The following is a 24508-nucleotide window of genomic DNA, read 5'->3' on the forward strand; positions in this document are numbered from 1 at the left end:
GGCCGCCCTGTGTGAACGATCAGACACAGGTTAGCGGCCCAACCCCTGGCGCGAAGGACAAAGATGGGGCAATTTCTGCCAATGCACGCGATCGTCTTCATCGTCTACCCCGGGTTCGAGCTGCTCGATGTGTCGGGGCCGGCCTCGGTGTTCCAGGGGGCCAATCGGGCCCTGAGCCAGGCGGGTCGGCCGGCGTTCTACCGCGTCGGCCTGGCGTCGGCTCTGGGCGGGCTGGTGCCCAGCAGCTGCGGTCTGGCGGTGCACACCGAGCCCCTGGCGGAGCACATGGAGCCCCTGGCGGGGCACACGGAGCCCCTCGCGGGGCGGGCACCGGCGCCGGACACGCTGCTGGTGGCCGGGGCCGAGCGCGAACCCCTGGGGGCCGCCCTGCGGGACGCGGTGTTGCTCGCGGCGCTGCAGCCCCTGGCCGCCTCGGTCCAGCGCCTGGGTTCGGTGTGCTCGGGCAGCCTGGTGCTGGCGGCGCTGGGCCTGCTCGACGGGCATCGCGTGGCCACCCACTGGGACGCCTGCCAGCCCCTGGCGCGGGCGTTTCCGCAGGTGCGCGTGGACCCCGAATCGCTGTACGTGGTGGACGGCCGGCTGTGGACCTCGGCCGGCGTGACCATGGGCATCGACATGGCCTTGGCCATGGTGGCGCACGACCTCGACGCCCAGATTGCCGGCGACGTGGCTCAGCGCCTGGTGTTGTACGCCAGACGGCCGGGCTATCAATCCCAGTTCAGCCCCGTGCTGCAGGCGCAGATTCAGGCGGGCCACCCGTTCGCCGACCTGATCGCCTGGATCGACGCCCACCTGGACGCGCCCCTCGACGTCGGAGCCCTGGCCGAGCGCGCCCACATGACGGAGCGCACCTTCCACCGCAAGTTCGTGTCCGCCACGGGCGAAACGCCGGCTCGCTTCGTCGAGACGGTGCGGCTCGATGCGGCGCGCATGCTGCTCGCACAGGGCCTGGCGGTGAAGGCGGTGGCCACTCGCGTCGGGCTGTTTCCCACATCCCGGCTCAGCCTGGCCTTTCAGCGGCGGTTTGGCGTGTCGCCGGCCTTGTTCCAGGCCTTGCATGGCACGCCGCCGTGAGCGATGGCGGACGCCGCACGGGCAGGGGCTGGATTGCCGCGTCGGTTCGCGGCTGCGCAAGGCCGGGGGGAGGGCGCCATGGTTTATCGTCGCGCGTTTGACCGCCCGGCGGTCGCCTTCGCGGGTGCAGGCTTCCGACAACCGGCGGGTCTGCCCGGCGCGGGTGTGCCAGGCACCACCGTGCACGGGCTGATCGCACGCCACCGGCGACGCACGGCCCAGGAGATTGCTGTTCCATGACGACCACCGCCCTGGTCTGGCTGCGCCGCGACTTGCGCTGCGACGACCATGCCGCGCTCTACCATGCCCTGCGCCGTCACACCCAGGTGTACTGCGCCTTCGTGTTCGACACCACCATCCTCGACGCGCTGCCCAGCCGCGAGGATCGGCGCGTGGCCTTCATCCACGCCAGCGTGGCCGAGCTGCACCGGGGCCTGCAGCAGCTGGCCGCGAGCAGCGGGGCACCGGGTGGCGGCCTCATCGTGCGCCATGGCCCGGCCGAGGCCTGCATCGTGCAACTGGCGCGGGACCTGGGCGTGGACGAGGTGCTGGTCAACCGCGATTACGAGCCCGAGGCTCGCGCCCGCGATCAACGCGTGGCGGCGGCCCTGCAGGCGCATGGCATCGCCTTCAGCGACCACAAAGACCAGGCGCTGCTCGACCGCGACGAGGTGCTGACCCGGCAAGGCCAGCCCTACAGCGTGTTCACGCCCTACAAACGCGCCTGGCTGCAGCAGCTCGATGCCTTCCAACTCAAGGCCTATCCGGTGGCGCGCCATGCCCGCCACCTGGCGCCCCCGCCGCCGGGCGAGCGGCTGCCCCCGCTGGCCGAGCTGGGCTTTGCCCCCACCAACCTGGCCACCCTGCCACTGCCCACCGGCATGCAGGGCGCGCAGCGGCTGCTGCAGGACTTTCTGCCGCGCATGGCTGCGTACCACCAGGCGCGCGACTACCCGGGCCGCAAAGGCGTCTCCTACCTGTCGGTGCACCTGCGCTTCGGCACCGTGTCCATCCGCCAGCTGGCGGCGCTGGCTGCCCGGCAGGCCGAGGAGGGCAGCGAAGGCGCACAGACCTGGCTGTCCGAGCTGGCCTGGCGCGATTTCTACTTCATGATCCTGTGGCACCACCCGCACGTGGTCACGCAGTGCTTCAAGCCCGAGTGCGAACGCGTGCAGTGGGACGAGGCGCCGGCGCTGTGGCAGGCCTGGTGCGAGGCGCGCACCGGTTACCCGCTGGTCGACGCCGCCATGCGCCAGCTGCACCAGACCGGCTACATGCACAACCGGCTGCGCATGGTGGTGGCGAGTTTTTTGACCAAGGACCTGGGCATCGACTGGCGGCGCGGCGAGCGCCACTTTGCCGAACACCTGAACGACTACGACCTGGCCGCCAACAACGGCGGCTGGCAGTGGGCCGCCTCCACGGGCTGCGATGCGCAGCCGTGGTTCCGCATCTTCAACCCCATCACGCAGTCGCAGCGCTTCGACCCCGAGGGCCGCTTCATCCGCCGCTACCTGCCCGAGTTGGCGCGCGTGCCGGATGCGCACATCCACTTTCCCGCGGCCATGAAGCCCCTGGAGCTGGCGGCCTGTGGGCTGCAGCTGGGCGTCGACTACCCGCTGCCGGTGGTGGACCATGCGCGTGCCCGCGAACGCACGCTGATGCGCTTCACCCCCTTGTGAGCGAACGCGTGGGGGCGCCGCGGCCGGCCGTGCGTGAGGGGTGTGGCGTGATCAAGGGGTATGACCCTGTTCCCGTTTTAAGCAAAACGGGAACAGGGTCATACCCCAGATGATCTGGCCAGGCAGGCCGCCCGCCGCCCGTCGGCCCGGCGTGCGTCAGTCCTGCTGTTGAATCGTCTCGCCGCGCAGCTTGCCGTGGTCGCGGATGTTGACGCGGTGGCGCTTCCAGCCGCGGTAGGTGCGCGGGAAGTGGGCAATGCTGATGGCGTAGTACAGCACCTTGAACATGAACAGCGAACGGCGAAAGGCCGGGCCGTGGTGCAGGTCCGCCGCCAGCAGCGACATCAGGCCCTGCTTGACCTTGAACACGTTCTTGGGGTGCATGAACATGTCGCGGATGGTCGGGTTGGTGGCGCGGTAGATGAACCACGAGTAGTCGCGGGGGCCGGCGCGCATGCGCTGCTCCAGCGCCTCGCGGGCGGCGCGCAAGGCCTCGGGCCGGTCCAGCGCCGTGGCCACATGCTGCGCGCCGTCGAAGCCTCCTTGCATGGCCAGGAAGACGCCGGACGAGAACATCGGGTCGATGAAGGCAAAGGCGTCGCCGATCAGCAGGTATTTGTCGCCCGTGGCCTGGGTGCTCGAGTACGAGAAATTGCCCGTGGCGTGCACCGCGTCGTCCACCAGCTCAGCGCCCTGGAGCCGGTCGTGCAGCTCGGGGCACAGCGCGATGGTGTCGAAGAAGTAGTCCTTGAGCGGCTTGTCGCGGGCCTTCAGGTAGTAGGCCCAGCACACCGCGCCCACGCTGGTCGTGCCATCGGCCAGGGGAATGAACCAGAACCAGCCGTGGTCGAACCAGCAGATGCTGATGTTGCCTTCGCGCTTGCCCGGCAGCCGGCGCGCGTTGCGAAAGTGGCCGAACAGCGCCGTGCTGTTGTGGTCGGCGTTCTTCTGCTTGGTGCCGAGCTTCTTCGACAGAAAGGTGTCGCGGCCACTCGCGTCCACCACGAAGCGCGCGCGCCAGTGGCGCTGGCTGCCGTCCGCCATCTGGGCAGTGACGTCGGCGCCGGTGTCGTCGAACGCGACGCTGCGCACCTGGGCGCCCTCGATGGCGAGCGCGCCAGACTTGCCCGCATGGCGGAACAGCACCTCGTCCAGCTCGGAGCGGCGCACCTGCCAGGCCGAATCCAGCTTGGGATCCCAGCCCTCGGCAAAGTCGACGTAGCTGCGCGCGTCGCCATTGGGTGGCACGAACTCGATGCCGAATTTCGGCATGCCGATGCGCGCCACCTCGTCGCGCACGCCGAGCTGGTCGAACAGCGCCACGTTGCCCGGCAGCAGCGACTCGCCGATGTGGAACCGCGGGTGATGGTCTTTTTCGAGCAGCACCACCTTGCGCCCTTCGCGGGCCAGCAAGGTGGAGATGGTGGAGCCTGCGGGCCCGCCACCAATCACCAGCACGTCGCAATCCTCGGAATTCGCCATGGCAGACATCTCGTCGTGAAGTGGAGTTGGGCGAGATGGTACTGGCCGTCCACGGTCGCGACCTTCGCCGGGTCCGGCAGAGCGCCCGAGATGGTGCTGCCGCGGGCTGCGTTTCGGCCGCCCAGGTCCAGATTGAAGTCCGTCGTCTCGGTCCCCCGCGGAGTCGTGCTGCCTTGTGGCGTCGCAGGGGACCAGGCCGGTGGGCAGCTGGCCCGCGGTGCGCCCGGTGGGCCGGTGCGGGCGCGCCGGGCACAGGGCGTTTCGGCGGTCGACCTGCGTCCCGCGAGGGCGAAGACCCGGGCGGCCAGGCGCGCCAGCCGCTGCACCATAATCACCGGCTCTCGCGGCCGACTGCCCGCGCGCGCGCTGCGCCGGCGTGGCTGGATGGGGCCTCCCGCAGTGCCAATGCCTGGTGCCGCGGGGCGGTGTGTCCGCCCATCGCCACGTTCCGGGCGGCATCGCAGTGCCTTTCGCTGCGCCCCAAGCCGCGCCGCGGCGGCCGATGCCGCCATGCCCAGGCCAGTGCCCCCAGGCGGTCGATGGGCCGCCGTTCGCGCCAACCGTTTGAATTCACACCACATGCCAGCCGCCACCGACACCCCTGAACCGCTTGCGACAGGTGGACAAGCCCCGCACACGCCCATGATGGCGCAGTACCTGGCCATCAAGGCCGAGCACCCGACGACGCTCGTCCTGTACCGCATGGGGGACTTTTACGAACTGTTTTATGGCGACGCCGAAAAAGCCTCGGCCCTGCTCGATCTGACCCTGACCAAGCGCGGCCAGTCGGCGGGCGAGCCGGTGATCATGGCCGGCGTGCCGGTGCACGCGCTCGAAACCTACCTGGCCCGCCTCATCAAGCTGGGGGAGTCGGTGGCGATCTGCGAGCAGGTCGGCGAGGTCGGGGCCTCCAAGGGCCCGGTCGAGCGCAAGGTGGTGCGCGTGGTCACCCCCGGCACGCTGACCGACACGGCGCTGCTGCCGGACAAGGCCGAGTCCATGCTGCTGGCCGTCCAGCAGGGGCCGCGCAACACGCTGGGCCTGGCCTGGCTGGCCGTCACGCAAGGCGTGATTCACCTGGCCGAAGCCGCGCCTGACCACCTGCCCGAGTGGCTGGCGCGCATCGCACCCAGCGAGCTGATCGCCTCGGCCGGGGTGTCGCCGGCCTTCGAGGCGCGGCTCAACCAGGTCTCGCCGGTGCCGGTCACGCTGCGGCCCGAATGGCAGTTCGACGCGGGCTTGGGCGCGCGCAAGCTGTGCGAGCAGGTGCAGGCAAGCAGCCTGCAGGCCTGGGGCGCGCAGGGCATGGCTCAGGCGCACGCCGCGGCGGCCGCGCTGCTGACCTACGCCGAACACACGCAAGGCCAGGTATTGAGCCACGTGCGAGACATTGCCATCGGCCGTCAGGGGGAACTCCTGCATTTGCCGGCCAGCACCCAGCGCAACCTGGAGTTGACGCGCACCCTGCGCGGCGAGGACTCGCCCACGCTGCTGTCGCTGCTGGACACCTGCCGCACCGGCATGGGCAGCCGCCTGCTGCGCCAATGGCTGCTGAACCCGCCGCTGGCCCGCACCGCGCCCGCCCAGCGCGTGGCCGCGATTGGCGACTTGCTGCGGACCACCGGCCAGGCCGCACCGCCCATGCTGGCCCTGCGCGACGCGCTCAAGGGCAGCGCCGACGTGGAGCGCATCACCGCCCGCATCGCCCTGCGGCAGGTGCGCCCGCGTGAGCTGGTCGCCCTGCGCGAGGCCCTGGCCCGGCGTGATTTGCCCGAGCTGCTGCCGGGCTCACCCGCCACTGCCGGGGCGCACGCGGACCCCGGCCAGCATGGCCTCGATCCCGCAAGGGCCACCTTGTTCGAGGGCGGCGACCCCGGCGCAGCCGGGGAGGGTGGGGGCGCTTTCCTCTTCGCCGACATCCGGGCCGGCCTGAGCCTGGCGCCGGACTGCGGCGAGCTGCTGCGGCGCGCCATCCAGGACGAGCCGGCGGCCCTGGTGCGCGACGGCGGCGTGATCGCCGCGGGCTTCGACGCCGAACTCGATGAGCTGCGCGGCATCCAGACGAACTGCGACGCCTTCCTGCTGGACCTGGAGACGCGCGAGCGCGCCCGCACGGGCATTCCCAACCTGCGCGTGCAGTTCAACAAGGTGCACGGCTTCTACATCGAGGTCACCAGCAGCCACACCAGCAAGGTGCCCGACAACTACCGCCGCCGCCAGACGCTGAAGAACGCCGAGCGTTTCATCACGCCCGAACTCAAGGCCTTCGAGGACAAAGCCTTGTCGGCGCAGGAGCGGGCGCTGGCGCGCGAGAAGTGGCTGTTCGAGCAGGTGCTCGATGCCTTGCAGCCCCACGTGCCCGCCTTGACCCGCTTTGGCCGCGCGCTGGCCCAGCTGGACGTGCTGTGCGCGCTGGCCGAGCGCGCCCACACCCTGGACTGGTGCGCGCCGCAGTTCGTCGATCAACCCTGCATTGCCATCATGCGCGGTCGCCACCCGGTGGTCGAGGCGCGCCTGCAGGAGACCAGCGGCAAGCCCTTCATCGCCAACGACACGCAGTTGGGCGTCAAGCAGCGCATGCAGCTCATCACCGGGCCCAACATGGGCGGCAAATCGACCTACATGCGCCAGGTCGCGCTCATCGCCCTGCTGGCCAGCATGGGCAGCTGGGTGCCGGCCGCCAGTTGCCAGCTGGGGCCGCTGGACGCCATCCACACCCGCATCGGCGCCGCCGACGACCTGGCGAACGCGCAATCGACCTTCATGGTGGAGATGACCGAGGCCGCGCAGATCCTGCGCACGGCCACCGCGCAATCGCTGGTGCTGATGGACGAGGTCGGCCGCGGCACCAGCACCTTCGACGGCCTGGCGCTGGCCAGCGGCATTGCCTCGCACCTGCACGACAGGACGCAGTGCTTTTGCCTGTTCGCCACCCATTACTTCGAGCTGACCGAGTTCCCCGCCGAGCACCACCGCGCCGTGAACTGGCACGTGAGCGCCGTCGAGGCCGCGGGTCAGCAGGGCGGGGCCGACATCGTCTTCCTGCACGAGCTGCAGGCCGGCCCGGCGAACAAGAGCTATGGCGTGCAAGTGGCCAAGCTCGCCGGCATGCCGGCGCCCGTGCTGCGCCAGGCGCAGCAAACGCTGACTGCACTGCAGGCCCACATGGATGCGGCCACGCCGCAGGTCGACCTGTTTGCCGCCCCGCCCGAGCCCGCCGTGGCCTTGGCGCACCCGCTCGAGGCGGCGCTGGCCGCCATCGACCCCGACAAGCTGACCCCGCGCGATGCGCTCGATGCGCTGTACCGCCTCAAGCAGCTGGGCTGAGCAAGGCAAGGGTATCCAGCCGCTGCCGATGAACATCCAACGGCAATGGGTGCATACTTGTGGTCAAGTCGTCACCCCGTCGCCATGCCCGCAGGGCTGATGGCCGGGTCGCCGGCGTTTCGACAGGCGAGAGCCTGCAATTTCATCGGGACCGACGAGGTGAGACGCGGCTGGCCGGTGCATACTGCATCGGTTTGCCCCAGGCCGGGCGGCTGCCGATGGCGCCGCACAGCCCTTCGATCAACCACCCCAAGGAGACAAGCACATGAAAGACCACTTGCAGTTCTACATCGACGGTCGCTGGGTCGATCCCGTCACGCCGCGCACGCTGGACGTGATCAACCCCTCCACCGAAGAGGCCTTCGCCCGCATCAGCATGGGGTCGGCCGCCGATGTGGACGCCGCCGTGGCGGCCGCCAAGCGCGCCTTCGAGAGCTATTCGCAAACCACGCGTGAAGAGCGCCTGGCCCTGCTGGCCAAGATCATCGAGGTCTACCAAAAGCGCATGGGCGACATCGTGCCCACCATCTCGCAGGAGATGGGCGCGCCGCTGTGGCTGTCCAAGGCCGCACAGGCGGCCATGGGCGTGGCCCACCTGGCCACCACGGCCCAGGTGCTCAAGGACTTTGCCTTTGAACACACCCAGGGCACCACGGCCATCGTGCACGAGCCCGTCGGCGTGGTCGGCATGATCACGCCGTGGAACTGGCCCATCAACCAGATCATGTGCAAGGTGGCGCCCGCGCTGGCCGCCGGCTGCACCATGGTGCTCAAGCCGTCCGAAGTCGCCCCGCTGAACGCGCTGCTGGTGGCCGAGGTGCTGCACGAAGCCGGCGTGCCGCCGGGCGTGTTCAACCTCGTCAACGGCGACGGCCCCACGGTGGGTGAAGCCATGTCGCTGCACCCCGACATCGACATGATGACCTTCACCGGCTCGACCCGCGCCGGCATTGCCGTGGCCCGTGCGGCTGCCGGCACCGTCAAGCGCGTGGCGCAGGAGCTGGGCGGCAAGTCGGCCAACATCGTGCTCGACGATGCCGACATCGAGAAGGCCGTGGCCCAGGGCGTGCAGGCCGTGTTCACGAACTCGGGCCAGAGCTGCAACGCGCCCACGCGCATGTTCGTGCCGCGTGCCAAGCAGGCGCAGGCCATCGCCGTGGCCAAGGCCACGGCCGAAGCCGTGACCGTGAACGACGCCATGGCCGAAGGCCGCCACATCGGCCCCGTGGTCAGCGAAGCGCAGTGGCACAAGATCCAGGGCCTGATCCAAAAGGGCATCGACGAAGGCGCCACGCTGGTGGCCGGCGGCACGGGTCGTCCCGAAGGGTTGAACAAGGGTTACTTCGTGAAGCCCACCGTGTTCGCCGACGTGAACAACGACATGACCATCGCGCGCGAGGAAATCTTCGGCCCGGTGCTGTCCATCCTGCCGTACGACACCGAAGAAGACGCCATCCGCCAGGCCAACGACACGCCCTACGGCCTGTCGGGCTACGTGCAATCGGGCAGCCTGGAGCACGCGCGTGCCGTGGCCGCCCGCCTGCGCACCGGCAACGTGCACCTGAATGGCGCCGGCCCGGACGTCACGGCGCCGTTCGGCGGCTACAAGCAGTCGGGCAACGGCCGCGAGTGGGGCGTGCACGGTTTCCGCGACTTCCTGGAAACCAAGGCCGTGATGGGCGCGCAGCCCAAGCAGGCTTGAGGCGCGCAGCCTGACCCAGGCGCCCGGCGCAAGCCGCCATGTGTGCCCTGAACCACCCAACGGGGAGCGATGCTCCCCGTTGTGCATGGAGGGGCCTGGAAACGGGGCATGCCCGGTGTGCAGCCTGCTCCCAGGCGGTGGACGTCAGCTGCCAGTCGCCCGACTGCCCCGCAGGCTTCGCCGTCTGCCGGGTGGGGCCAACGACAAGCATGTCGATGGGGTATGGGCGGGTTCTTGTTGATAAGAAAACGAGGATGGCCTCATACCCCAATGGATGGCTCAACCAACGAAACAGGCCGCTTGCCCCGGGGCAAGCGGCCTGTTGGTGTGCGCAGCGGTTTACTTGCTGAGCGAGGGCTGGGCCGGCGTGGCCGTGACGTAGCCGACGGCGGCGCCGAACTTGTCCTTGTAGTTGGCGTTGATCAGCGGATCGAGCTGATCCTTGATCTTGGCGTGCAGGCTGCTCCAGTCACCGGCGTGCTGGAAGTTGCTCTGGATGTAGGTCCAGCCGTTGATCTCGTCCACGGCATGCAGGCCCGTGGACTCGGCGCCGGCCGGCGTGGACAGCACGCGCGCCAGCTGCTTGGTGTCGACGTTGTAGGCCCACAGGAAGTTGTTGACGTGGTTGCCGCTGTCTTCGCCGATGAACAGGGTGCGCATCTTTTCCGAGAACTTGAGGTTGTCGGGGCTGGCGATCTTGTCGGGGTGGGCGGTGTTGCCCAGGGCGTCGGAGGCGATGTCCTCGCCCATCATCAGCATGTGCGATTGCGTGGGCACCCAGTCGCTCTGGATGGTGTTGCCGTCGCTGTCCTTCTGGCCGGCGCCCAGGTCGTGCTGCAGGATGCCGCCGGCCTTGACGGTCTTGGGGAAGCTCACGTTGTGCTTGGCGTCCCACACGGCGTCGTTCTCGATCATCGAGGTCTGGATGTTGGCCAGCGCCGAGAACGCGACCTTGTCCTTGATGTCGATGGTCGTGCCTTCCATCTTGGTGAAGGCCATGCTGCCGCCCTTGAGGTTGGCGTAGCGGTGCGTCTCGAGGAAGGCGGCGGCCTTCTCCATGCCGGGCTTGAGCTTGATCCAGGCGGCCTTGCCGTCCAGGAAGACCTTGGTGTAGCTGGCGTCCTGCGGGTCGGCCGTCAGCGATTCCATGATGTCGGTGGGCTTGACCGTGTTGGCCAGCGCTTCGATTTCGGCGCTGGTGGCGTGGCCCAGCTTGATCCACTGCATCTTGGCGGTCGAGGTGTCGGTCAGCTTGTCGGTGTAGTGCGCCACGTACAGCGTGCCGGCCGACAGGTCTTTTTCGCGGTCGGCCACGAACATGAACAGGCCGCCGTTGGTGTAGTCGTCACCCATGAGCGCCGTGCGGTTGTCGGGCATGACGTGGATCAGCTCGTGCGAGATGCGGCCCAGGCAGTAGTGCTTCTTGACCGAGCCCGTGCCGTCGGGGTTCACGGTGATTTCGGGCAGGTGGCCGTAGTGGTAGGGGTTGGCCGAGGTCTCGTTGCCGTACACGTTCTTGCTGAAGGCCTTGAACATGCTGGAGCTGGCTGCGGTGAAGGCATCGGGCTCGTACTCTTCGCTGGACAGGTGGGTGTTCCAGGGCGAGAGGCTGGCGCCGCAGGTGATCCACAGGCCATGGACCTTGGACATGTCCACGTTGTGGTACTTGACCAGGCTGAGCTTGCCGGTGGTCTGGTCCTGGTCCAGCGTCAGCACGGCGATGGGCGACGGCAGCGTGCCATAGGCGCTGTTGCCAGCCTGGTCGGCCGAGGCGTATTCGAACTGAACCACCGAGAACACGGCCTTGCCCTTGACGCCCGGCACGTTGGCATTGGCCAGGCTGATGAGGGAGGAGCCATCGGGGCAGTCGGAGAAGAAGTGGCGCTCCTTGCCGGCGACGGAGGTGTCGAAGATGGGCTGGTTGTTGATGTCGTAGTAGCCGCCGGCCAGGATGGTGCCGCCGTTGCCATCGGGCACTTCGGTGCCGGTGACGAAGAAGGGCTGGTAGCCCAGCTCATAGGTCTGGGTGCTGTTGTCGTCGAAGGCGACCTTGAGCTGCGAGGCCACGTAGACCGTGGCCATGTTGGCGGGGGTGCTCAGGGTCGGGGCGGCCATGGAGGTGAAGGTGGCCGAGACGTAGTTCTTGGGACCGGGCGTCGAGGAATCGTCGTCATCGCCGCCGCCGCAGGCGGCCAGCAGGCTGGAGGCAGACACCGCGGTTCCCAGGGGCAGCAGGGGTGCGCCGGTCAGGAATTGCAGGGCTTTGCGTCGGCTGAGCAAGGTTTGAGACATGAGGTTTCACGTGGGGTTGGGCGCCGATGTCGTCATCGCCATCGGCACGGTCTGAAAGTGCATCAGCAGCAGGGCTGCGTGCGTGCCGGGCGAATGCTAGGAACCCCGTGTGTCACCACCATGGCGTTTTGATGACGGTTGTGTGACGGTGGCGGGCGCCGCTCCGGCGGCTGGACGGCGGCCACGACAGCCGTGCACCGAATCAACGAGACCGTTCGCGAGGGATGGCGCCGTTGCCGAGAGGACATGGCGCATCGCCAGCAGGCGCTAAGGCAGCGGCGAGGGAGTGTCAGCCCCAGCGGCCGATGCAGCGTCGGGGGAAGCGGCGTCCTCGACGTCCTGGCCAAGACTGGGTGCGCGCCCGCGCGCCGGCGGGTGAGGGCCTGCCGCACCGCCCGCCAGGCGGAGGGCTTGGACTCACCCGGGCGAGTAGGCCAGCCGCACGTAGATGGGGGCGAAGGCCTCGGCCTGTGTGATCTCGACCAGGGTTTCTTTCGCCAGCTCCAGCATGGCGATGAAGGTGACGACCATGACGGCCACGCCGCGCGTGACGTCGAACAGGTCTTCGAACTGCGCGAAGCGCCGGCCTTGCAGGGTCTTGAGCAGCTGGCTCATGTGCTCGCGCACCGACAGCTCTTCGCGCGTGATCTTGTGCGTCTGCACGAGCTTGGCGCGGCGCAGGATGTCGCGCCACGCGGCTTGCAGCTCATCCACCGACACGTCGGGAAAACGCGGCGCTACGCTCTGCTCGATGTGCACCTGCGCGGCCACGAAGTCGCGCCCCAGCGTGGGCAGGGCGTTGAGGTTGGCGGCGGCCAGTTTCATCTGCTCGTACTCGAGCAGGCGGCGCACCAGCTCGGCCCGCGGGTCCTCGGGCTCGCTGCCGTCCTCGGTCTTGCGCACCGGCAGCAGCATGCGCGACTTGATCTCGATCAGCATCGCCGCCATCAGCAGGTACTCGGCGGCCAGCTCGAGATTGCGGCTGCGGATCTCCTCGACGTAGCTGAGGTACTGGCGCGTGACGCCGACCATGGGGATGTCGAGGATGTTGAAGTTCTGCTTGCGGATCAGGTAGAGCAGCAGATCGAGCGGCCCCTCGAAAGCGTCGAGGAAGACCTCCAGCGCATCGGGCGGGATGTACAGGTCCTGTGGCATGGCGAACAGCGGTTCGCCATACAGCCGTGCCACGGCCACGTGATCGACCACGCCCGGTGCGGCGGCGGCCGCCTCGGGCGAGGGCGGCGGCAGGTCGTCGGTGGAAGCGGGTGCGGTCAAACCACGGGGCCGGATGGGTGCTTGAAGGGCAAGGGGTATGCGGTTATTCCCGTTTATACATCAACGGGAATGGCGTGATACCCCATGTCTTCATGCGGGCTTCAGTCCTGCAGGGGGTTGGTCTGGTAGACGTAGGGCTTTTGCGGCACGTCCGCGGCGTCGGCGTCGGCCTTTTGCTGCAGGTTGATCTTCTGGTCCCACAGCAGGGCGCGGCCGGCGCGCTGGCGGGCTTCCAGCTGTGGGTCTTGCTGGCGCAGGTCCTTGATGAACAAGGTGGTGTCGGATTCGTAGTGGGGGCGGGCAAAAATCGACATGTGTGGGACCGTCTGCGGTTGGGTGTGGGAAGGAGGCATCGGCACAGGCCGCAATTGGCCTGACAATGCAAACCTTTGATTTTAGGCGATGCCGACGGCGTTTTCGCAGGGCGAAGCGGCGCGGCACGCCGGCCCGGATGCCTTGCCATGAACCCCTTTCTTGCCTTGCCCTTTTCCCGTGCCGCGCGCGGCGGTCTGCTGGCCAGCTTGGCCCTGGCGGCCGCGCTGCTGGCGGGGTGTGACCAGCAGCGCATCGCCGAGCTGCAGCCGGGCGTCTCGACCGAGGCCGACGTGCGCCTGAAGTTCGGCGAGCCCGAAGCGGTGTGGGACGGCGCCGGCGGCGAGCGCATCTTTGAATACAACCGCCAGCCCGAAGGCAAGGTGAACTACCAGATCGCCATGGGCACCGATGGCCGGTTGGTGGCCGTGCGCCAGGTGCTCACGGCGGACAACTTCCGCCGCGTGGTGCCGGGCATGCGCATGGAAGAGGTGCGCAAGCTGCTCGGCAAGCCGGCGCGCGTGACGCCCTACACGCTCAAGCGCGAGGTGACGTACGAGTGGCGCTACATCGAGCCGCCCAACCAGAACATGGTGTTCTCGGTCGACTTCGACGACGGCCAGTACACCGTCAAGCAGGCGGCGAGCATGATCGATCCGCAATCGGCCGATTCGCGGGCCGGGCGCTGACGCGCCGTCGCTGCCGCCACCGCGACGTCTCTGGCCAGCGGCCGGTCATGGCCTTGCCATCTGCCACGCCTTGAATGCCGAGGTGACCTGAAAGGAGCCCATGCGCAAGAAACCTTCGTTGGCCGCCAGCCTGACGCGCAGCTACGGCCGCAACCTGGGGCGCCTGACCCAGAGCGCCATGCGCGTGGGCGGCCAATTGGCCGGGGGGCTGGCGCAGGCCGGCGCCGAGGCCTTGCAAAGCCGGCGCCTGCCGGCCGGCCCGGGCAAATGGCTGCCCGGCGTCGCCATGGGGCCCGGGGGCGCGCGCCACTACGCGCTGTTCCTGCCCACGGTGCTGGATCGCATCTGGCGCCCGCCGGCGCCGCTCGTGGTCATGCTGCATGGCTGCGGGCAGAACGCGGCCGAGTTCGCCCAGATCACGCGCATGAACGCGCTGGCCGCCCGTGAAGGCTTCATGGTGCTGTACCCGCAGCAGGACGTGCTGCACAACGCCCAGGGCTGCTGGAACTGGTGGGAGCTGAAGGTGGGCAAGGCCCAGGCCGAGGCGGCCACGCTGATGCAGGCCATCCAGCAGGTGAGCCTGCTGCATCAGGTGGATGCGCGGCGGGTGGCCATCGCGGGCCTGTCGGCCGGCGCCAGCATGGCGGCGCTGATGGCCGCGACCTACCTGGACCGCTTTTGCGCCGTCGCCATGCATTCGGGCGTGGCGCCGGGGGCAGCGCAATCGGGCTTGTCGGCCCTCGCGGCCATGCAGGGGTTTCGCAGCCAGGACGTGGCGGTCACGGCCGTGGGCAAGGCGCGCTCGGTCGCGGCGCGCCGGCGCCATCTGCCGCCGCTGCTGGTGCTGCAGGGCGACGCCGACACCGTGGTGCGCCCCAGCAACGGCGAGCAGGCGGCCGATTTGTGGGCGCAGATCACCGAAGCCCAGCCCGGTCCGGTCCGGCAGCAGCAGCGCGGTCGCCGCCTGCCGTGGCGGCAGACCGACTTCTTCGCCGGTGGCGCGCTGTGCGTGCGGCTGTGCGAGATCCAGGGTCTGGGCCACGCCTGGAGCGGCGGCCGGGCGCGCCACGCCTTCAGCGACCCGACCGGACCCGATGCCTCGCGCATGATCTGGCGGTTTGCGCAACAGGCCATGCGTCAGGCCGGCTGAGGCACCGCCCGGCGCGGGGGCACAGCGGCTGGCTCTGGTGCGCCCCGCAACTCGCCGAGCCCGTCAGGGACCGATGCGCTCGGCGGCAGCTCGTGGCTCCGGTGATGGCGGAGGAGGGCGGCGTCATGGAGAACGCCGCCAAGGGAACCTCTGCATAAATCAAGGACGATCTGTTACGAGCGATTCAGCATCAGTGTCGCGGATGGCCCTTCTCATGTGAGCCGTTGATTTTTGGTGCCAGCGGCGGGTGGCCGGTTGGATAGCCGGTGGGCTGCCACGTCAGAAGTCGATTTATGCAGAGGTTCCCAAGTTCTCGCCGTCGGGCGCGGCCGCGCAGGACCGCGCCCACCGCGAAGGCCTGGGCATGCGCTGCATCGAGCGGCCCGCGCACCCAGCTGGTGCATGTTGCCCAGGGGCAAGCCCGCTTGCCGGCCGTGTGGCAAATGCGATGCGGTGCGCGGCTGCGCTGGGCTATAGTCGCTCGACATTCCCCGTCGAGATCGCGCGCTGGTCAGCGTTCCGACCGCGTTGCACCGGAGTATTTGCCATGAAAGTCACCGATATCCTGCGCCTGAAGGGCAATACCCTCTACACCTGCACCCCCGATGACACGCTGCGTCAGGCCGTGGACACCATGGCCGAGAAGGACATCGGTTCGCTGGTGGTCATGGAGCATGGCGACCTCGTCGGCATGCTGACCTTCCGCGAGGCCATTGCCGCCATCGCGGCCAACGGCGGCAGCGTGGGGACCAGCCTGGTGCGCAAGGTCATGGACGACCACCCGCTGACCTGCACGCCGGCCACCGAGCTCGACGAGGTGCGCCGCATGATGATCGACGCCCACGCGCGCTACCTGCCGGTGATGGAGCGCCGCATGCTCATGGGCGTGATCAGCTTTTACGACGTGGCCAAGTCCGTGGTCGATGCGCAGGACTTCGAGAACCGCATGCTCAAGGCCTACATCCGCGACTGGCCGGCCGAGGACGGCGACGGCGTCGATGGCGCCGCCAAGCCCAGCGCCTGATCCCGGCCAAGTCCTGGCCCGCGGTGCGGCCAGGCGATCTGCACCGCAGGCCGCGGGTCGCAGGCCGTGACGCGAGGCACGCCGCCGATGAACCCGGCGATGCCGCAGCCGCGCCAGCCCTGCGTCCATCGCTCATTCAAGGGTTTGGCCTGCGAGAATACGCAGTATGGCTCGGTTACTGTTTCAAATTGAACGGCAACCGGGCCATACTGCTTGGTGGCCTGCCCGCGCCGCCACCGCGCCTGGCTGTGCTCACCCCGCGACGCGCGCGCGCCTGGGCTGGGCCGGTGCCTGCCGGATAATCGGGGCATGAGCGGAAACACCTTTGGCACTTTGTTTGCTGTCACGAACTTTGGCGAATCGCACGGGCCGGCCGTGGGCTGTGTGATCGATGGCTGCCCTCCCGGCATGGACCTCAGCGAGGCCGACATCCAGCCCGAGCTGGATCGCCGCCGCCCCGGCACCAGCAAGTTCGTCACCCAGCGCAACGAGCCCGATGCGGTGGAGATCCTCTCGGGCGTGTACGAGGGCAAGACCACCGGCACGCCGATTGCGCTGCTCATCCGCAACACCGACCAGCGCAGCAAGGACTACGGCGAGATCGCGCGCCAGTTCCGCCCCGGCCATGCCGACTACACGTACTTCAAGAAGTACGGCATCCGCGACCCGCGCGGGGGTGGCCGCTCGTCGGCCCGCCTGACGGCGCCCACCGTGGCCGCCGGTGCCGTGGCCAAGAAATGGCTGGCCGACCAGTTCGGCGTGCGCATCCGTGGCCACATGACGCAGATCGGCGAGGTGCAGATCCCGTTCGAGGACTGGGCCCAGGTCGATCAGAACCCCTTCTTTGCCGCCACGGCCGACACGCAGGCGCTGGAGGATTACATGGGCGCGCTGCGCAAGACGGGCGACTCGGTCGGCGCCGTGCTGCGCGTGACGGCCGAAGGCGTGCCCGTGGGCTGGGGCCAGCCGCTGTACGACAAGCTGAGTGCCGACATCGCCTGGGCCATGATGGGGTTGAACGCCGTTAAAGGCGTGGAGATCGGCGACGGCTTTGCCTCGGCCACGCACAAGGGCTCCATGCACGGCGACACCCTCTTGCCGGGCGGCCAGTTCGCCACCAACCACGACGGCGGCGTGCTGGGTGGCATCAGCAATGGCGCGCCCATCGAGGTCAAGCTGGCCATCAAGCCGACCAGCTCCATCCTGGTGCCGCGCGAGAGCGTGGACGTGGACGACCAGCCGATCGAGCTCATCACCAAAGGCCGGCACGACCCCTGCGTGGGCATCCGCGCCACCCCCATTGCCGAGGCGCTGCTGGCGCTGGTGCTGATCGAGCATGCGCTGCGCGACCGTGCCCAGTGCGGCGACGTGGTGCGCTGAAGGCAGCCGGCCGATGATCCGCTGGTGGGCTCCTGGTTCGGGCGTTTTGGCCGCTGGCGCTGTGGCAGGACAAGCCGTTCGTGTGGCGGGGCGACGGGCTGGCGTGGCCCGTCATTCTGGCCGATGTGGCGGGCTCGCGCCATCCGTTCCACAGGCTGGGTCGGCGATGAGTATGCTCGCACAGATCAACACCCATTGACGGCAGGCTTGTGATACTGGCCTTGACACTGTTTTGAAAACCCGATTCATCCTGATCCAGACCAGCCACGCCGGCAACGTGGGCGCGGTGGCGCGCGCCATGAAGGTCATGGGCTTTGACGACCTGGTGCTGGTCGCCCCGCGCTGGCCCGACGTGCTGACGCGCGACGAGGCCATCGAGCGGGCCAGCGGCGCCCACGATGTGCTGGCCAAGGCCCGCAGCGTGGCCACGCTGGACGAGGCGCTGGACGGCATGAGCCACCTGTGCGCCACGGCCATGACGCCGCGCGATTTCGGGCCGCCCACGGTGGCGCCGCGCCCGCATTTCGAACGGCTGCTGGGGCGGCCAGGCGGCCCGCTGGTTTCCGCGCTGGCGCCCGTGATGCTGGCAGGCGAGGGGACGCCGATCGACGCATTGGGCGAGGCCGACGCGGCCGCCGGCGATGCCGCCCGCCCCGATGCGCCCGAGGGCGTGGCCTTTTTGTTCGGCAGCGAGCGCTATGGCATGCGCAACGACGACGTCTACCGCTGCCACGTCTGCCTCAGCATCCCCACGCATCCCGACTACGGCTCGCTGAACCTGGCGGCGGCGGTGCAGCTCATCGCCTACGAGTGGCGCCAGGCCCTGGGGGGCTTCGGCGTCCCCGGCCTGCAGGCTGCGGATTCGAGTGCAGCCGGCCGCACGGCCGAGGCGCCGCGTCAGGCCGACGCCGCCCAGGTGGCCGGCATGCTGCAGCACCTCGAGGCGGCGCTGGTGGCGGTCGATTTCCTGGATCCCGCCGCGCCCAAGAAGCTGATGCCGCGGTTGAACCAGCTGTTCAACCGCGCCCAGCCCACGCCCGAAGACATCCACATCCTGCGCGGCATCGCCAAAGCCATGCTGCGTCAGGCGGCGCAGGTCGGCGCGCAACGGGCTGAGGCACCGGCCGATGCCCAGACCAACCGGAGCACACATGGCTGAACGCGGCGTTCACTTTGCCCTGACCCCCGAGCAAGAGGCCCGGCTGCTGGCGGCTGCCGAGGCAGATGCCGAGGCCTACGCCGAGGCCTATGCCCAAGCCGTCGCTCACGCACGTGAGCGGGCGCAAGCCGGCGACGAGGCGGAGGAGGACGAAGACGAAGACGAGGGAGAAGAAGGCGACGGCGATGAGGAGGGCGACGCCGTGCAGCGCGAGGTGGATGCGCTCGAAGCAGCCTGGGCCTCCCTGCAGGCCGAAGGGTGGCTGTGCGAGACCGACAAGGCCTGGGATCCCATCCACCGCTGCTTTTGCAAGGGCAAGCTGCTGTACGAAGGCGGCGAGTCGCCCTTGAACCTGCTCGTCTGCGGCGGGCGCCAGCTCAGCTGCAACGACGACTACACGGTCTCGCTGGTCACGGCGGACCAGGTGGCGGCCGTGGCGCAGGCCGCTGCGCAGGTCACGCGCGAGGGCTTGCGCCAGCGCTACGGACAGATCAAGCAGCGCGGCTACGCGCACCGCCTGGGCGAGGCCGACTTCGACGATGCCTGGGCCAACTTCCAGGACTTGACCGCGTTTTTTGCCCGTGCCGCTGCGGCCGGGCGTGCGGTCATCTTCACGGTGGACGCCTGATGCACGCGCACCGTTGTTGTTGATGCGGGTCACCCATTGGATGGGTATGGGTGTGTTGGCGTTATCCATTTGACGCGAGCCGTGCCATACCCCTGATCTCATGAATTGCCTGACCGGCCCGCGCCGCTGCTGCCATGTTCACCCGTTTCCGCTCCGACATCCAGTGCATCCTTGACCGAGACCCCGCCGCGCGCACGCGCTGGGAGGTCATCACCTGCTACCCCGGCCTGCACGCCATCTGGTTTCACCGCGTGGCCCACGCGCTGTGGCGGCGGGGCTTTCGCTGGCTGGGGCGCTGGCTGTCCCACTGGGGGCGCTTCCTCACCGGCATCGAAATCCACCCGGGCGCCCAGATCGGCGACCGCGTCTTCATCGACCACGGCATGGGCGTGGTGATCGGCGAAACGGCCGAGGTGGGCGATGGCTGCACCATCTACCAGGGCGTGACGCTCGGTGGCACGTCGCTCGACAAAGGCGCCAAGCGCCACCCCACGCTGGGGCGCGGCGTGGTCGTGGGCGCCAGCGCCAAGGTGCTGGGCGGTTTCACGGTGGGCGAGGGGGCCAAGATCGGCTCGGCGGCCGTGGTCACCAAGCCCGTGCCGGCCGGTGCCACCGCCGTGGGCAACCCGGCGCGGGTCATCGTGGCCGACGCGCCGCTGGCGGAAAGCCCGCATGCTGAGCCCGCACCCGCTCAGCCGGTGCCTGGGGGCACGCAGGCCCTGGCGCCCCGGGCGCTTCACACCGCGTCCCAGGACTCGCCTGCGCCCGCACACAGGGAAGTGAGCGCGACGCCCGCCACGGTGCCAGGCGCCTCCGTGGCGTCGGTGGGCTCGGGGCTGGCGGGGCACCCCGGTGCCCCGGCCGAGGCACTGGGCGCAGCCGCCGCAACAGCCGACCGCGGCGCGTCCGGCGCGGGTTCCGCCAGTGCGGGCACGAACGCGGGCGCAGGTGCATCGCCCGAGCACGCGCCTGCGCAGCCGGGGGGCTTCGTCGCCTATGGCGTGACCTCGGGCGACGACCCGCTGGCGCAGGCCCTGCGTGGCCTGATCGCCGGCACGGCCGAGCAGGACGAGCAGATCGCCCTGCTGTGGCAGGCGGTCGAGCAGCTCAGCCAGCGGTTGCACACCGACGGCCTGCCAGCCGATGTCGCGCATCGGCCCCGCTTCGATGCCGCGCAGCTGAACCAGATCATGGGCAAGTGAGTGGGGTGCGGGGCATGCAGACGACGCACAGCAAGGGCCGGCATGCGGGCCAAGGGTGCATGGGTTTGTTTGAGGTTCACGCAGTATGCATGAACAGGCGATTTAACATGAACGAGAAACGACCGATACTGTCAGAAACTGATCTTGGATGTGCACGCAGAGGCCGGCGGCGCGCGTGCGCCGCTGGCCCCGCAGCCCGCCTGTCGGGACGCACCCACCGCGATGGCCTTGAGCGCGCGGGGACAAGCCGGTCTTGTGCCGCGGCTCGGTCCGATGGCGGGTGTCTCGCGCCAGCCCGCAACCATCGGCCGGGGGCCGCGCGGGCCGAATGGGCAACCGCAGAGGGGTGGACATGGCGTTGAAGCTCAAGGCCTGGGGGCCGATGGTGCCGCGCCCGCCGGCGCCCGATGCTGCCCGCACCGTGGCCGGCGCGGCCTTCGGCATCGCCATGGCGGCGCTCATCGTCTACCTCGACGCGCGCTTTGCGCCGGAGTTCGCGTTGCACCTGTTCGCGCCGCTGGGTGCCACGGCGGTGCTGGTGTTCGCCGTGCCGACCAGTCCGCTGGCGCAGCCGTTCTCGTGCATCGTGGGCAACACCGTGTCGGCCCTGTGGACCGTGCTGGTGCTGCACATGCTGCCGCCCGACTGGTGGGCGCCCGTGGCCGTGGGCGGGGCCATCGCCTGCATGCTGGCCACGCGCAGCCTGCACCCGCCCGGGGGCGCAGTCGCCATGCTCATGGCGCTGTCCGCGCCCGTCATGCTGGCCACGCCGTGGTGGCTGCTGTTGCTGCAAATCGGTTTCATGACCGCGGTGCTGGTGTTTGCCGGGGTGGTCTACCACCGGGCCACGGGCCGGCGCTACCCGCATCACGCCGACCTGCCGACGCCGGGTGCAGCACCCGGCACCCCGCCGCCGGCGCGGCATGGCTCGCGCCTGGGCCTGTCCACGGCCGACCTGGAAGCGCTGCTGCTGCGCTTTGACCAGGCCAACAACCTGGACGCCGAAGACCTGGCCGAGCTCATCGTGGCCGCCGAAGACGCCGCCATCGAACGCCGGCTGGGCGGCGTGCACTGCGGCCAGCTGATGAGCCCGCACCCCGTCAGCTGCCAGCTGCACGAGCCGCTGGGTGCGATTGCCGACCGCTTTCAGGCGCACCGCGTCAAAAGCCTGCCGGTGGTCGATGCCCAGGGCCGCTTGCTCGGCTTGCTCGAGCGCAGTGCCCTGTTCGAGGCCCTGTGGGCGCTGGCGCCGACGGACCCGGCCCAAGCGTTGCCGGCGCCGGCCGGCACCCCCCCCGAGAACGCCTCGCCGCTTGCGGCTGCCCGCCGTCGCTGGCGCTGGTTCCGGCCCCAGGCGCCGGACCATGCGCAGCGCATCGAGCGCAACGCCGGCGACCGGCACGAGACGGCCGGCGCAGGGGGCCGCACGCCCCTGGCCCAGACGGCGCTGCTGCACCACGGGGCGCTGGTGCTGCCGTCGGCGCTCACCGTCGACCCCGAAACCCCGGTGGGTCAGTTGCTGGACACGCTGGCGAGCCACCAGGTGCCCTGCGTGCCGGTGTTGCGCCAGGGCTTGCTGGTCGGGGTGATCACGCGCACCGACCTCATGCGACTGCTGCTGCAGCCCGCAGCTGCGCCGGTGCCGGTGCCGCTGGCCGTGTCCGCGGGTCAGGCGGCCTGATCGCAGCGCCTCCGACGGTTTGCCACGGTGGATGGTGGCCAGGCGCGCATGGCGCGCGTCTGCTTTTGCTTAGACGGCCAACAGTTGTGGGCTGGACTTCCTGGGTTGTGGCTGGAGCCTTGGGCCAGGCTCGGCCACCAGCAGCACCTTGTCGTTGATTGAGCTGAAGGTCGAGAACGCGTTGCGGGCTGCGCTGCGGCGGCAATCGGCCAGCCCTTGGACGCAGGTGTGGCCGGCACGGGCGCCTTGGCGCGGTGAATCGCCCAGCGCGGGGTGGCGATGAAACAGGGAGTTCCCGTTCCAGATCGAGATTCAGTGAACGGCCATTTCGCCATGCTGTCCTCATTTTTCGCCCGCTAGGGGATCACCGTGCCCGCGCAGGTCGGCGTCGGCCCATTCCGCACTGTTTCAGTGCGATGTTGCGCTCGGCCTAAGATCGGGCCCTCGCCGTCTCGGCGCGCCCTGCGCCACGCCCCTCCATGTCCATCCTGCTGCCCTTGCGTTGCGCTTTCTGGCCTGCCACCGCGGCGCGCCTGCGTGAGCGTGATGCGGCGCGCCTGAACATCGGTCCGCGTCAGGCAGCACGGCCTTGATGCGCTGCCCTGAGCGGAACCGGGCAGCGCGAGGGCCGCAGCACGCAGGCGCCATCTCCCGGCCGGCCTGACGCCGCCAGCAGCCTCTTCCTCCGCAGCATCCCGCCTTGCCGGCCTGATCCGGCAGGGGCTCGCCTCACCGTGTTGGGGGCGCGGCCCGGCTTGGCGCCGGGTTGGTGCCTGTCTGCTTCATGACCTCTGCCTTGGCTTTTTCGCCCGGCCTGGGTGCGCTCGCGCCCTGGCCGCTGTTCACCCGCGCCGCACGGCACTGGCTGGCCGGTGTCCGCGCGTGCTGGCCGCCGCCCGCGCTGGGCAATCCCGTGACCGAGCTGCGCATCGACGTGATGCTGCCGCTGGTGGATGGCGAGCTCGAAGCCATCTACGAGCGCCTGTGCCAGCCGGGCAACCGGCTGCATGGCCTGCCGCAGCGGCCGCTGCACGACCCGCAGTTCACCCTGCATTGGCGCGAGGCCGATGGCGAGTGGTTCGCCTATGTGGAAGACCGGGCCGGCCGCAGGCTGGCCGGTTACGTGGTGTTCAACCGCCTGGTTGAGGTGGACCGGCGCACGGACCGCCGGGTGCGCTCGCCACACGCCCGCTTTGCGCCCGGCTACCAGCGCCGCGGCATCGCCAGCGCGGTCTACCGCCAGGTGCTGGACCAAGGCATCCACCTGCTCAGCGGGGCCCGCCAGTCGCCCGGCGCCCACGGCCTCTGGAACCACCTGGCCCGCAGCCACGAGAGCCACTACGTGACCATCACCGACGCCAAGCAGCTGGCCTACCTGGGCCCGCAACGTCCGCCCGACGCGGTGTTCGACCAGCGCAGCACGCGGCGCCTGCTGCTTGCCAACGGGTGTTCGTTGCACGCCTTTGCCCAGGCCACGCGCATGGGCGGTGGCGGCGCCTGACGGCCACCACGCGCAGCGTGTGCGGCGGTCACACGAGATTCCGGCGCGGGTCGCAGCCACATGCATCAAGCCGCTTGGCCGCTCGTCTGAGTACGGATGGAGTATGTGCGGCTTGCTGTTTATCAAGAAACGGCAATCGAGTGATACTGCTTGTAGAGACCGCACACATCGCGCTTGGCTGCAAGGCCTGCGTGCCGCAGTGCATCTGCGCCTGCGAGTTCCGCCGCAGCCAGCGCCGCGCCCAGGCCGCCCATGACACGCGTCGCACGCAATGCGCGCCGAGGGTGTCCTGGCGCAGGTGCCTTGCAGCCCACGCGGCGCGTGCCGTCCCACCGCCCAAGCCGCCGGCGTTCGCGCCTCAGGCCAGGGCCTGCCGGCTGCGCCGCCAGCGCAGGATTTCGTCCAAGATGAGGCCGACGGCACCGGCCGAGATGGCCATGTCGGCCACGTTGAACGCGGGGAAGTGGCCGCCGTAGAACAGCCCGCTGAGGAAGGCGAAGTGCACGTCGAGGAAGTCGACCACGTGGCCGTGCCAGACGCGGTCGATCACGTTGCCCAGCGCGCCACCCAGGATGAGGGCAAGCGCGAGTGAAAACAGCCGCTGGCCCGCGTGGCGCTTGAGCATCCAGGTGATGAGCACGGCCGCCACGATGCCGATGGCGGTGAACAGCCAGCGCTGCCAGCCGCCGGCGCCGGCCAGGAACGAGAAGGCGGCGCCTTCGTTGTGGGCGCGCACGATGTTGAAAAAGCCGGTGACCGGCGTGGCGTCGCCCAGTTGGTAGTGACTGACGATGAGGGCCTTGGTCCACTGGTCCAGCGCGATGATGCTGGCCGACAGCAGCAGCCACTTGGCCCAGCTGATGGGGTTGGAGGGGGTCAAGGGGGTGGCGGTGTTCATGCAGCGGTGCGGTGTTCAGGTGCGCCGAT

General features: G+C 69.4%; 17 protein-coding genes and 1 pseudogene. 13 read left to right on the top strand and 5 right to left on the bottom strand.

Annotated elements, in window-relative coordinates; genetic code table 11:
• Positions 1-81: 81 nt before the first annotated feature.
• Both CCO03_RS08905 and CCO03_RS08910 read left to right on the top strand, forming a co-directional pair.
• Positions 82-1095, top strand: a complete 1014-nt coding sequence (locus tag CCO03_RS08905; protein ID WP_087280039.1) for a GlxA family transcriptional regulator — start codon at positions 82-84, stop codon at positions 1093-1095.
• Between the two features lie 236 nt (positions 1096-1331).
• Positions 1332-2777, top strand: a complete 1446-nt coding sequence (locus CCO03_RS08910) for a cryptochrome/photolyase family protein (protein WP_087280042.1) — start codon at positions 1332-1334, stop codon at positions 2775-2777.
• A gap of 156 nt (positions 2778-2933) precedes the next feature.
• On the opposite strand, the gene CCO03_RS08915 is transcribed toward CCO03_RS08910, so the two are convergent.
• Positions 2934-4259: an NAD(P)/FAD-dependent oxidoreductase gene (locus CCO03_RS08915; protein ID WP_087284452.1), complete on the bottom strand. Its 1326-nt coding sequence runs from the start codon at positions 4257-4259 to the stop codon at positions 2934-2936.
• A gap of 579 nt (positions 4260-4838) precedes the next feature.
• Between CCO03_RS08915 and mutS the strand changes: the two genes are divergently transcribed.
• Together mutS and CCO03_RS08925 are read left to right on the top strand one after the other, a co-directional pair.
• Complete coding sequence (gene mutS, locus CCO03_RS08920) at positions 4839-7586, top strand: DNA mismatch repair protein MutS (protein ID WP_236904095.1); 2748 nt, start codon at positions 4839-4841, stop codon at positions 7584-7586.
• Positions 7587-7851: 265 nt separating this feature from the next.
• Positions 7852-9288, top strand: a complete 1437-nt coding sequence (locus CCO03_RS08925) for an aldehyde dehydrogenase family protein (protein WP_087280047.1) — start codon at positions 7852-7854, stop codon at positions 9286-9288.
• 339 nt (positions 9289-9627) lie between these two features.
• On the opposite strand, the gene CCO03_RS08930 is transcribed toward CCO03_RS08925, so the two are convergent.
• From CCO03_RS08930 to CCO03_RS08940, 3 genes are all read right to left on the bottom strand, one after another.
• On the bottom strand, positions 9628-11580 hold the full coding sequence (locus CCO03_RS08930) for a PhoX family protein (RefSeq protein ID WP_087280050.1): 1953 nt from the start codon (positions 11578-11580) through the stop codon (positions 9628-9630).
• 417 nt (positions 11581-11997) lie between these two features.
• Entirely contained in the window at positions 11998-12828 is an 831-nt protein-coding gene (locus CCO03_RS08935) for a segregation and condensation protein A (RefSeq protein WP_236904118.1), read from the bottom strand.
• Between the two features lie 128 nt (positions 12829-12956).
• Complete coding sequence (locus CCO03_RS08940; RefSeq protein WP_087280055.1) at positions 12957-13169, bottom strand: DUF3460 family protein; 213 nt, start codon at positions 13167-13169, stop codon at positions 12957-12959.
• Positions 13170-13316: 147 nt separating this feature from the next.
• On the opposite strand from CCO03_RS08940, the gene CCO03_RS08945 reads away from it, so the two are divergent.
• The 9 genes and pseudogenes from CCO03_RS08945 to CCO03_RS08985 all read left to right on the top strand — a co-directional run bounded on the left by CCO03_RS08945 (position 13317) and on the right by CCO03_RS08985 (position 23581).
• Positions 13317-13856, top strand: a complete 540-nt coding sequence (locus CCO03_RS08945) for an outer membrane protein assembly factor BamE (RefSeq protein WP_087280058.1) — start codon at positions 13317-13319, stop codon at positions 13854-13856.
• Positions 13857-13956: 100 nt separating this feature from the next.
• Positions 13957-15006, top strand: coding sequence for an extracellular catalytic domain type 1 short-chain-length polyhydroxyalkanoate depolymerase (locus CCO03_RS08950; protein WP_087280061.1), 1050 nt, complete (start codon positions 13957-13959; stop codon positions 15004-15006).
• A 547-nt stretch (positions 15007-15553) separates the two neighbouring features.
• Complete coding sequence (locus tag CCO03_RS08955; protein ID WP_087280063.1) at positions 15554-16030, top strand: CBS domain-containing protein; 477 nt, start codon at positions 15554-15556, stop codon at positions 16028-16030.
• 309 nt (positions 16031-16339) lie between these two features.
• Complete coding sequence (aroC, locus tag CCO03_RS08960) at positions 16340-17410, top strand: chorismate synthase (protein WP_087280066.1); 1071 nt, start codon at positions 16340-16342, stop codon at positions 17408-17410.
• Between the two features lie 232 nt (positions 17411-17642).
• Positions 17643-18569, top strand: coding sequence for an RNA methyltransferase (locus CCO03_RS08965; RefSeq protein ID WP_087280069.1), 927 nt, complete (start codon positions 17643-17645; stop codon positions 18567-18569).
• Positions 18562-19197, top strand: coding sequence for a DUF1877 family protein (locus tag CCO03_RS08970; RefSeq protein WP_157667603.1), 636 nt, complete (start codon positions 18562-18564; stop codon positions 19195-19197). The genes CCO03_RS08965 and CCO03_RS08970 overlap by 8 nt, the downstream gene beginning before the upstream one ends.
• Positions 19198-19331: 134 nt before the next feature.
• Positions 19332-19850 (top strand): annotated as a pseudogene (cysE, locus tag CCO03_RS08975) (serine O-acetyltransferase); the annotation flags it as partial.
• Between the two features lie 901 nt (positions 19851-20751).
• Positions 20752-22080, top strand: coding sequence for an HPP family protein (locus CCO03_RS08980; RefSeq protein WP_087284455.1), 1329 nt, complete (start codon positions 20752-20754; stop codon positions 22078-22080).
• Positions 22081-22864: 784 nt separating this feature from the next.
• On the top strand, positions 22865-23581 hold the full coding sequence (locus CCO03_RS08985; RefSeq protein ID WP_236904096.1) for an N-acetyltransferase: 717 nt from the start codon (positions 22865-22867) through the stop codon (positions 23579-23581).
• A gap of 358 nt (positions 23582-23939) precedes the next feature.
• Here the strand turns inward: CCO03_RS08985 and lspA are convergent, their stop codons facing one another.
• Positions 23940-24479: a signal peptidase II gene (gene lspA / locus CCO03_RS08990; protein ID WP_087280074.1), complete on the bottom strand. Its 540-nt coding sequence runs from the start codon at positions 24477-24479 to the stop codon at positions 23940-23942.
• Between the last annotated feature and the right edge of the window lie 29 nt (positions 24480-24508).

The organism is Comamonas serinivorans, from assembly GCF_002158865.1.
Classification (GTDB): domain Bacteria; phylum Pseudomonadota; class Gammaproteobacteria; order Burkholderiales; family Burkholderiaceae_C; genus Comamonas_E; species Comamonas_E serinivorans.

Excerpts from the sequence above, each read along its gene's own strand:
- CCO03_RS08915 (WP_087284452.1), bottom strand. The coding sequence starts at position 4,259 with ATGGCGAATTCCGAGGATTGCGACGTGCTGGTGATTGGTGGCGGGCCC.
- CCO03_RS08945 (WP_087280058.1), top strand. The coding sequence starts at position 13,317 with ATGAACCCCTTTCTTGCCTTGCCCTTTTCCCGTGCCGCGCGCGGCGGT.
- CCO03_RS08910 (WP_087280042.1), top strand. The coding sequence starts at position 1,332 with ATGACGACCACCGCCCTGGTCTGGCTGCGCCGCGACTTGCGCTGCGAC.
- CCO03_RS08905 (WP_087280039.1), top strand. The coding sequence starts at position 82 with ATGCACGCGATCGTCTTCATCGTCTACCCCGGGTTCGAGCTGCTCGAT.
- CCO03_RS08980 (WP_087284455.1), top strand. The coding sequence starts at position 20,752 with ATGGCGTTGAAGCTCAAGGCCTGGGGGCCGATGGTGCCGCGCCCGCCG.
- aroC (WP_087280066.1), top strand. The coding sequence starts at position 16,340 with ATGAGCGGAAACACCTTTGGCACTTTGTTTGCTGTCACGAACTTTGGC.
- CCO03_RS08925 (WP_087280047.1), top strand. The coding sequence starts at position 7,852 with ATGAAAGACCACTTGCAGTTCTACATCGACGGTCGCTGGGTCGATCCC.
- lspA (WP_087280074.1), bottom strand. The coding sequence starts at position 24,479 with ATGAACACCGCCACCCCCTTGACCCCCTCCAACCCCATCAGCTGGGCC.
- CCO03_RS08930 (WP_087280050.1), bottom strand. The coding sequence starts at position 11,580 with ATGTCTCAAACCTTGCTCAGCCGACGCAAAGCCCTGCAATTCCTGACC.
- mutS (WP_236904095.1), top strand. The coding sequence starts at position 4,839 with ATGCCAGCCGCCACCGACACCCCTGAACCGCTTGCGACAGGTGGACAA.
- CCO03_RS08940 (WP_087280055.1), bottom strand. The coding sequence starts at position 13,169 with ATGTCGATTTTTGCCCGCCCCCACTACGAATCCGACACCACCTTGTTC.
- CCO03_RS08985 (WP_236904096.1), top strand. The coding sequence starts at position 22,865 with ATGACCTCTGCCTTGGCTTTTTCGCCCGGCCTGGGTGCGCTCGCGCCC.
- CCO03_RS08950 (WP_087280061.1), top strand. The coding sequence starts at position 13,957 with ATGCGCAAGAAACCTTCGTTGGCCGCCAGCCTGACGCGCAGCTACGGC.
- CCO03_RS08970 (WP_157667603.1), top strand. The coding sequence starts at position 18,562 with ATGGCTGAACGCGGCGTTCACTTTGCCCTGACCCCCGAGCAAGAGGCC.
- CCO03_RS08955 (WP_087280063.1), top strand. The coding sequence starts at position 15,554 with ATGAAAGTCACCGATATCCTGCGCCTGAAGGGCAATACCCTCTACACC.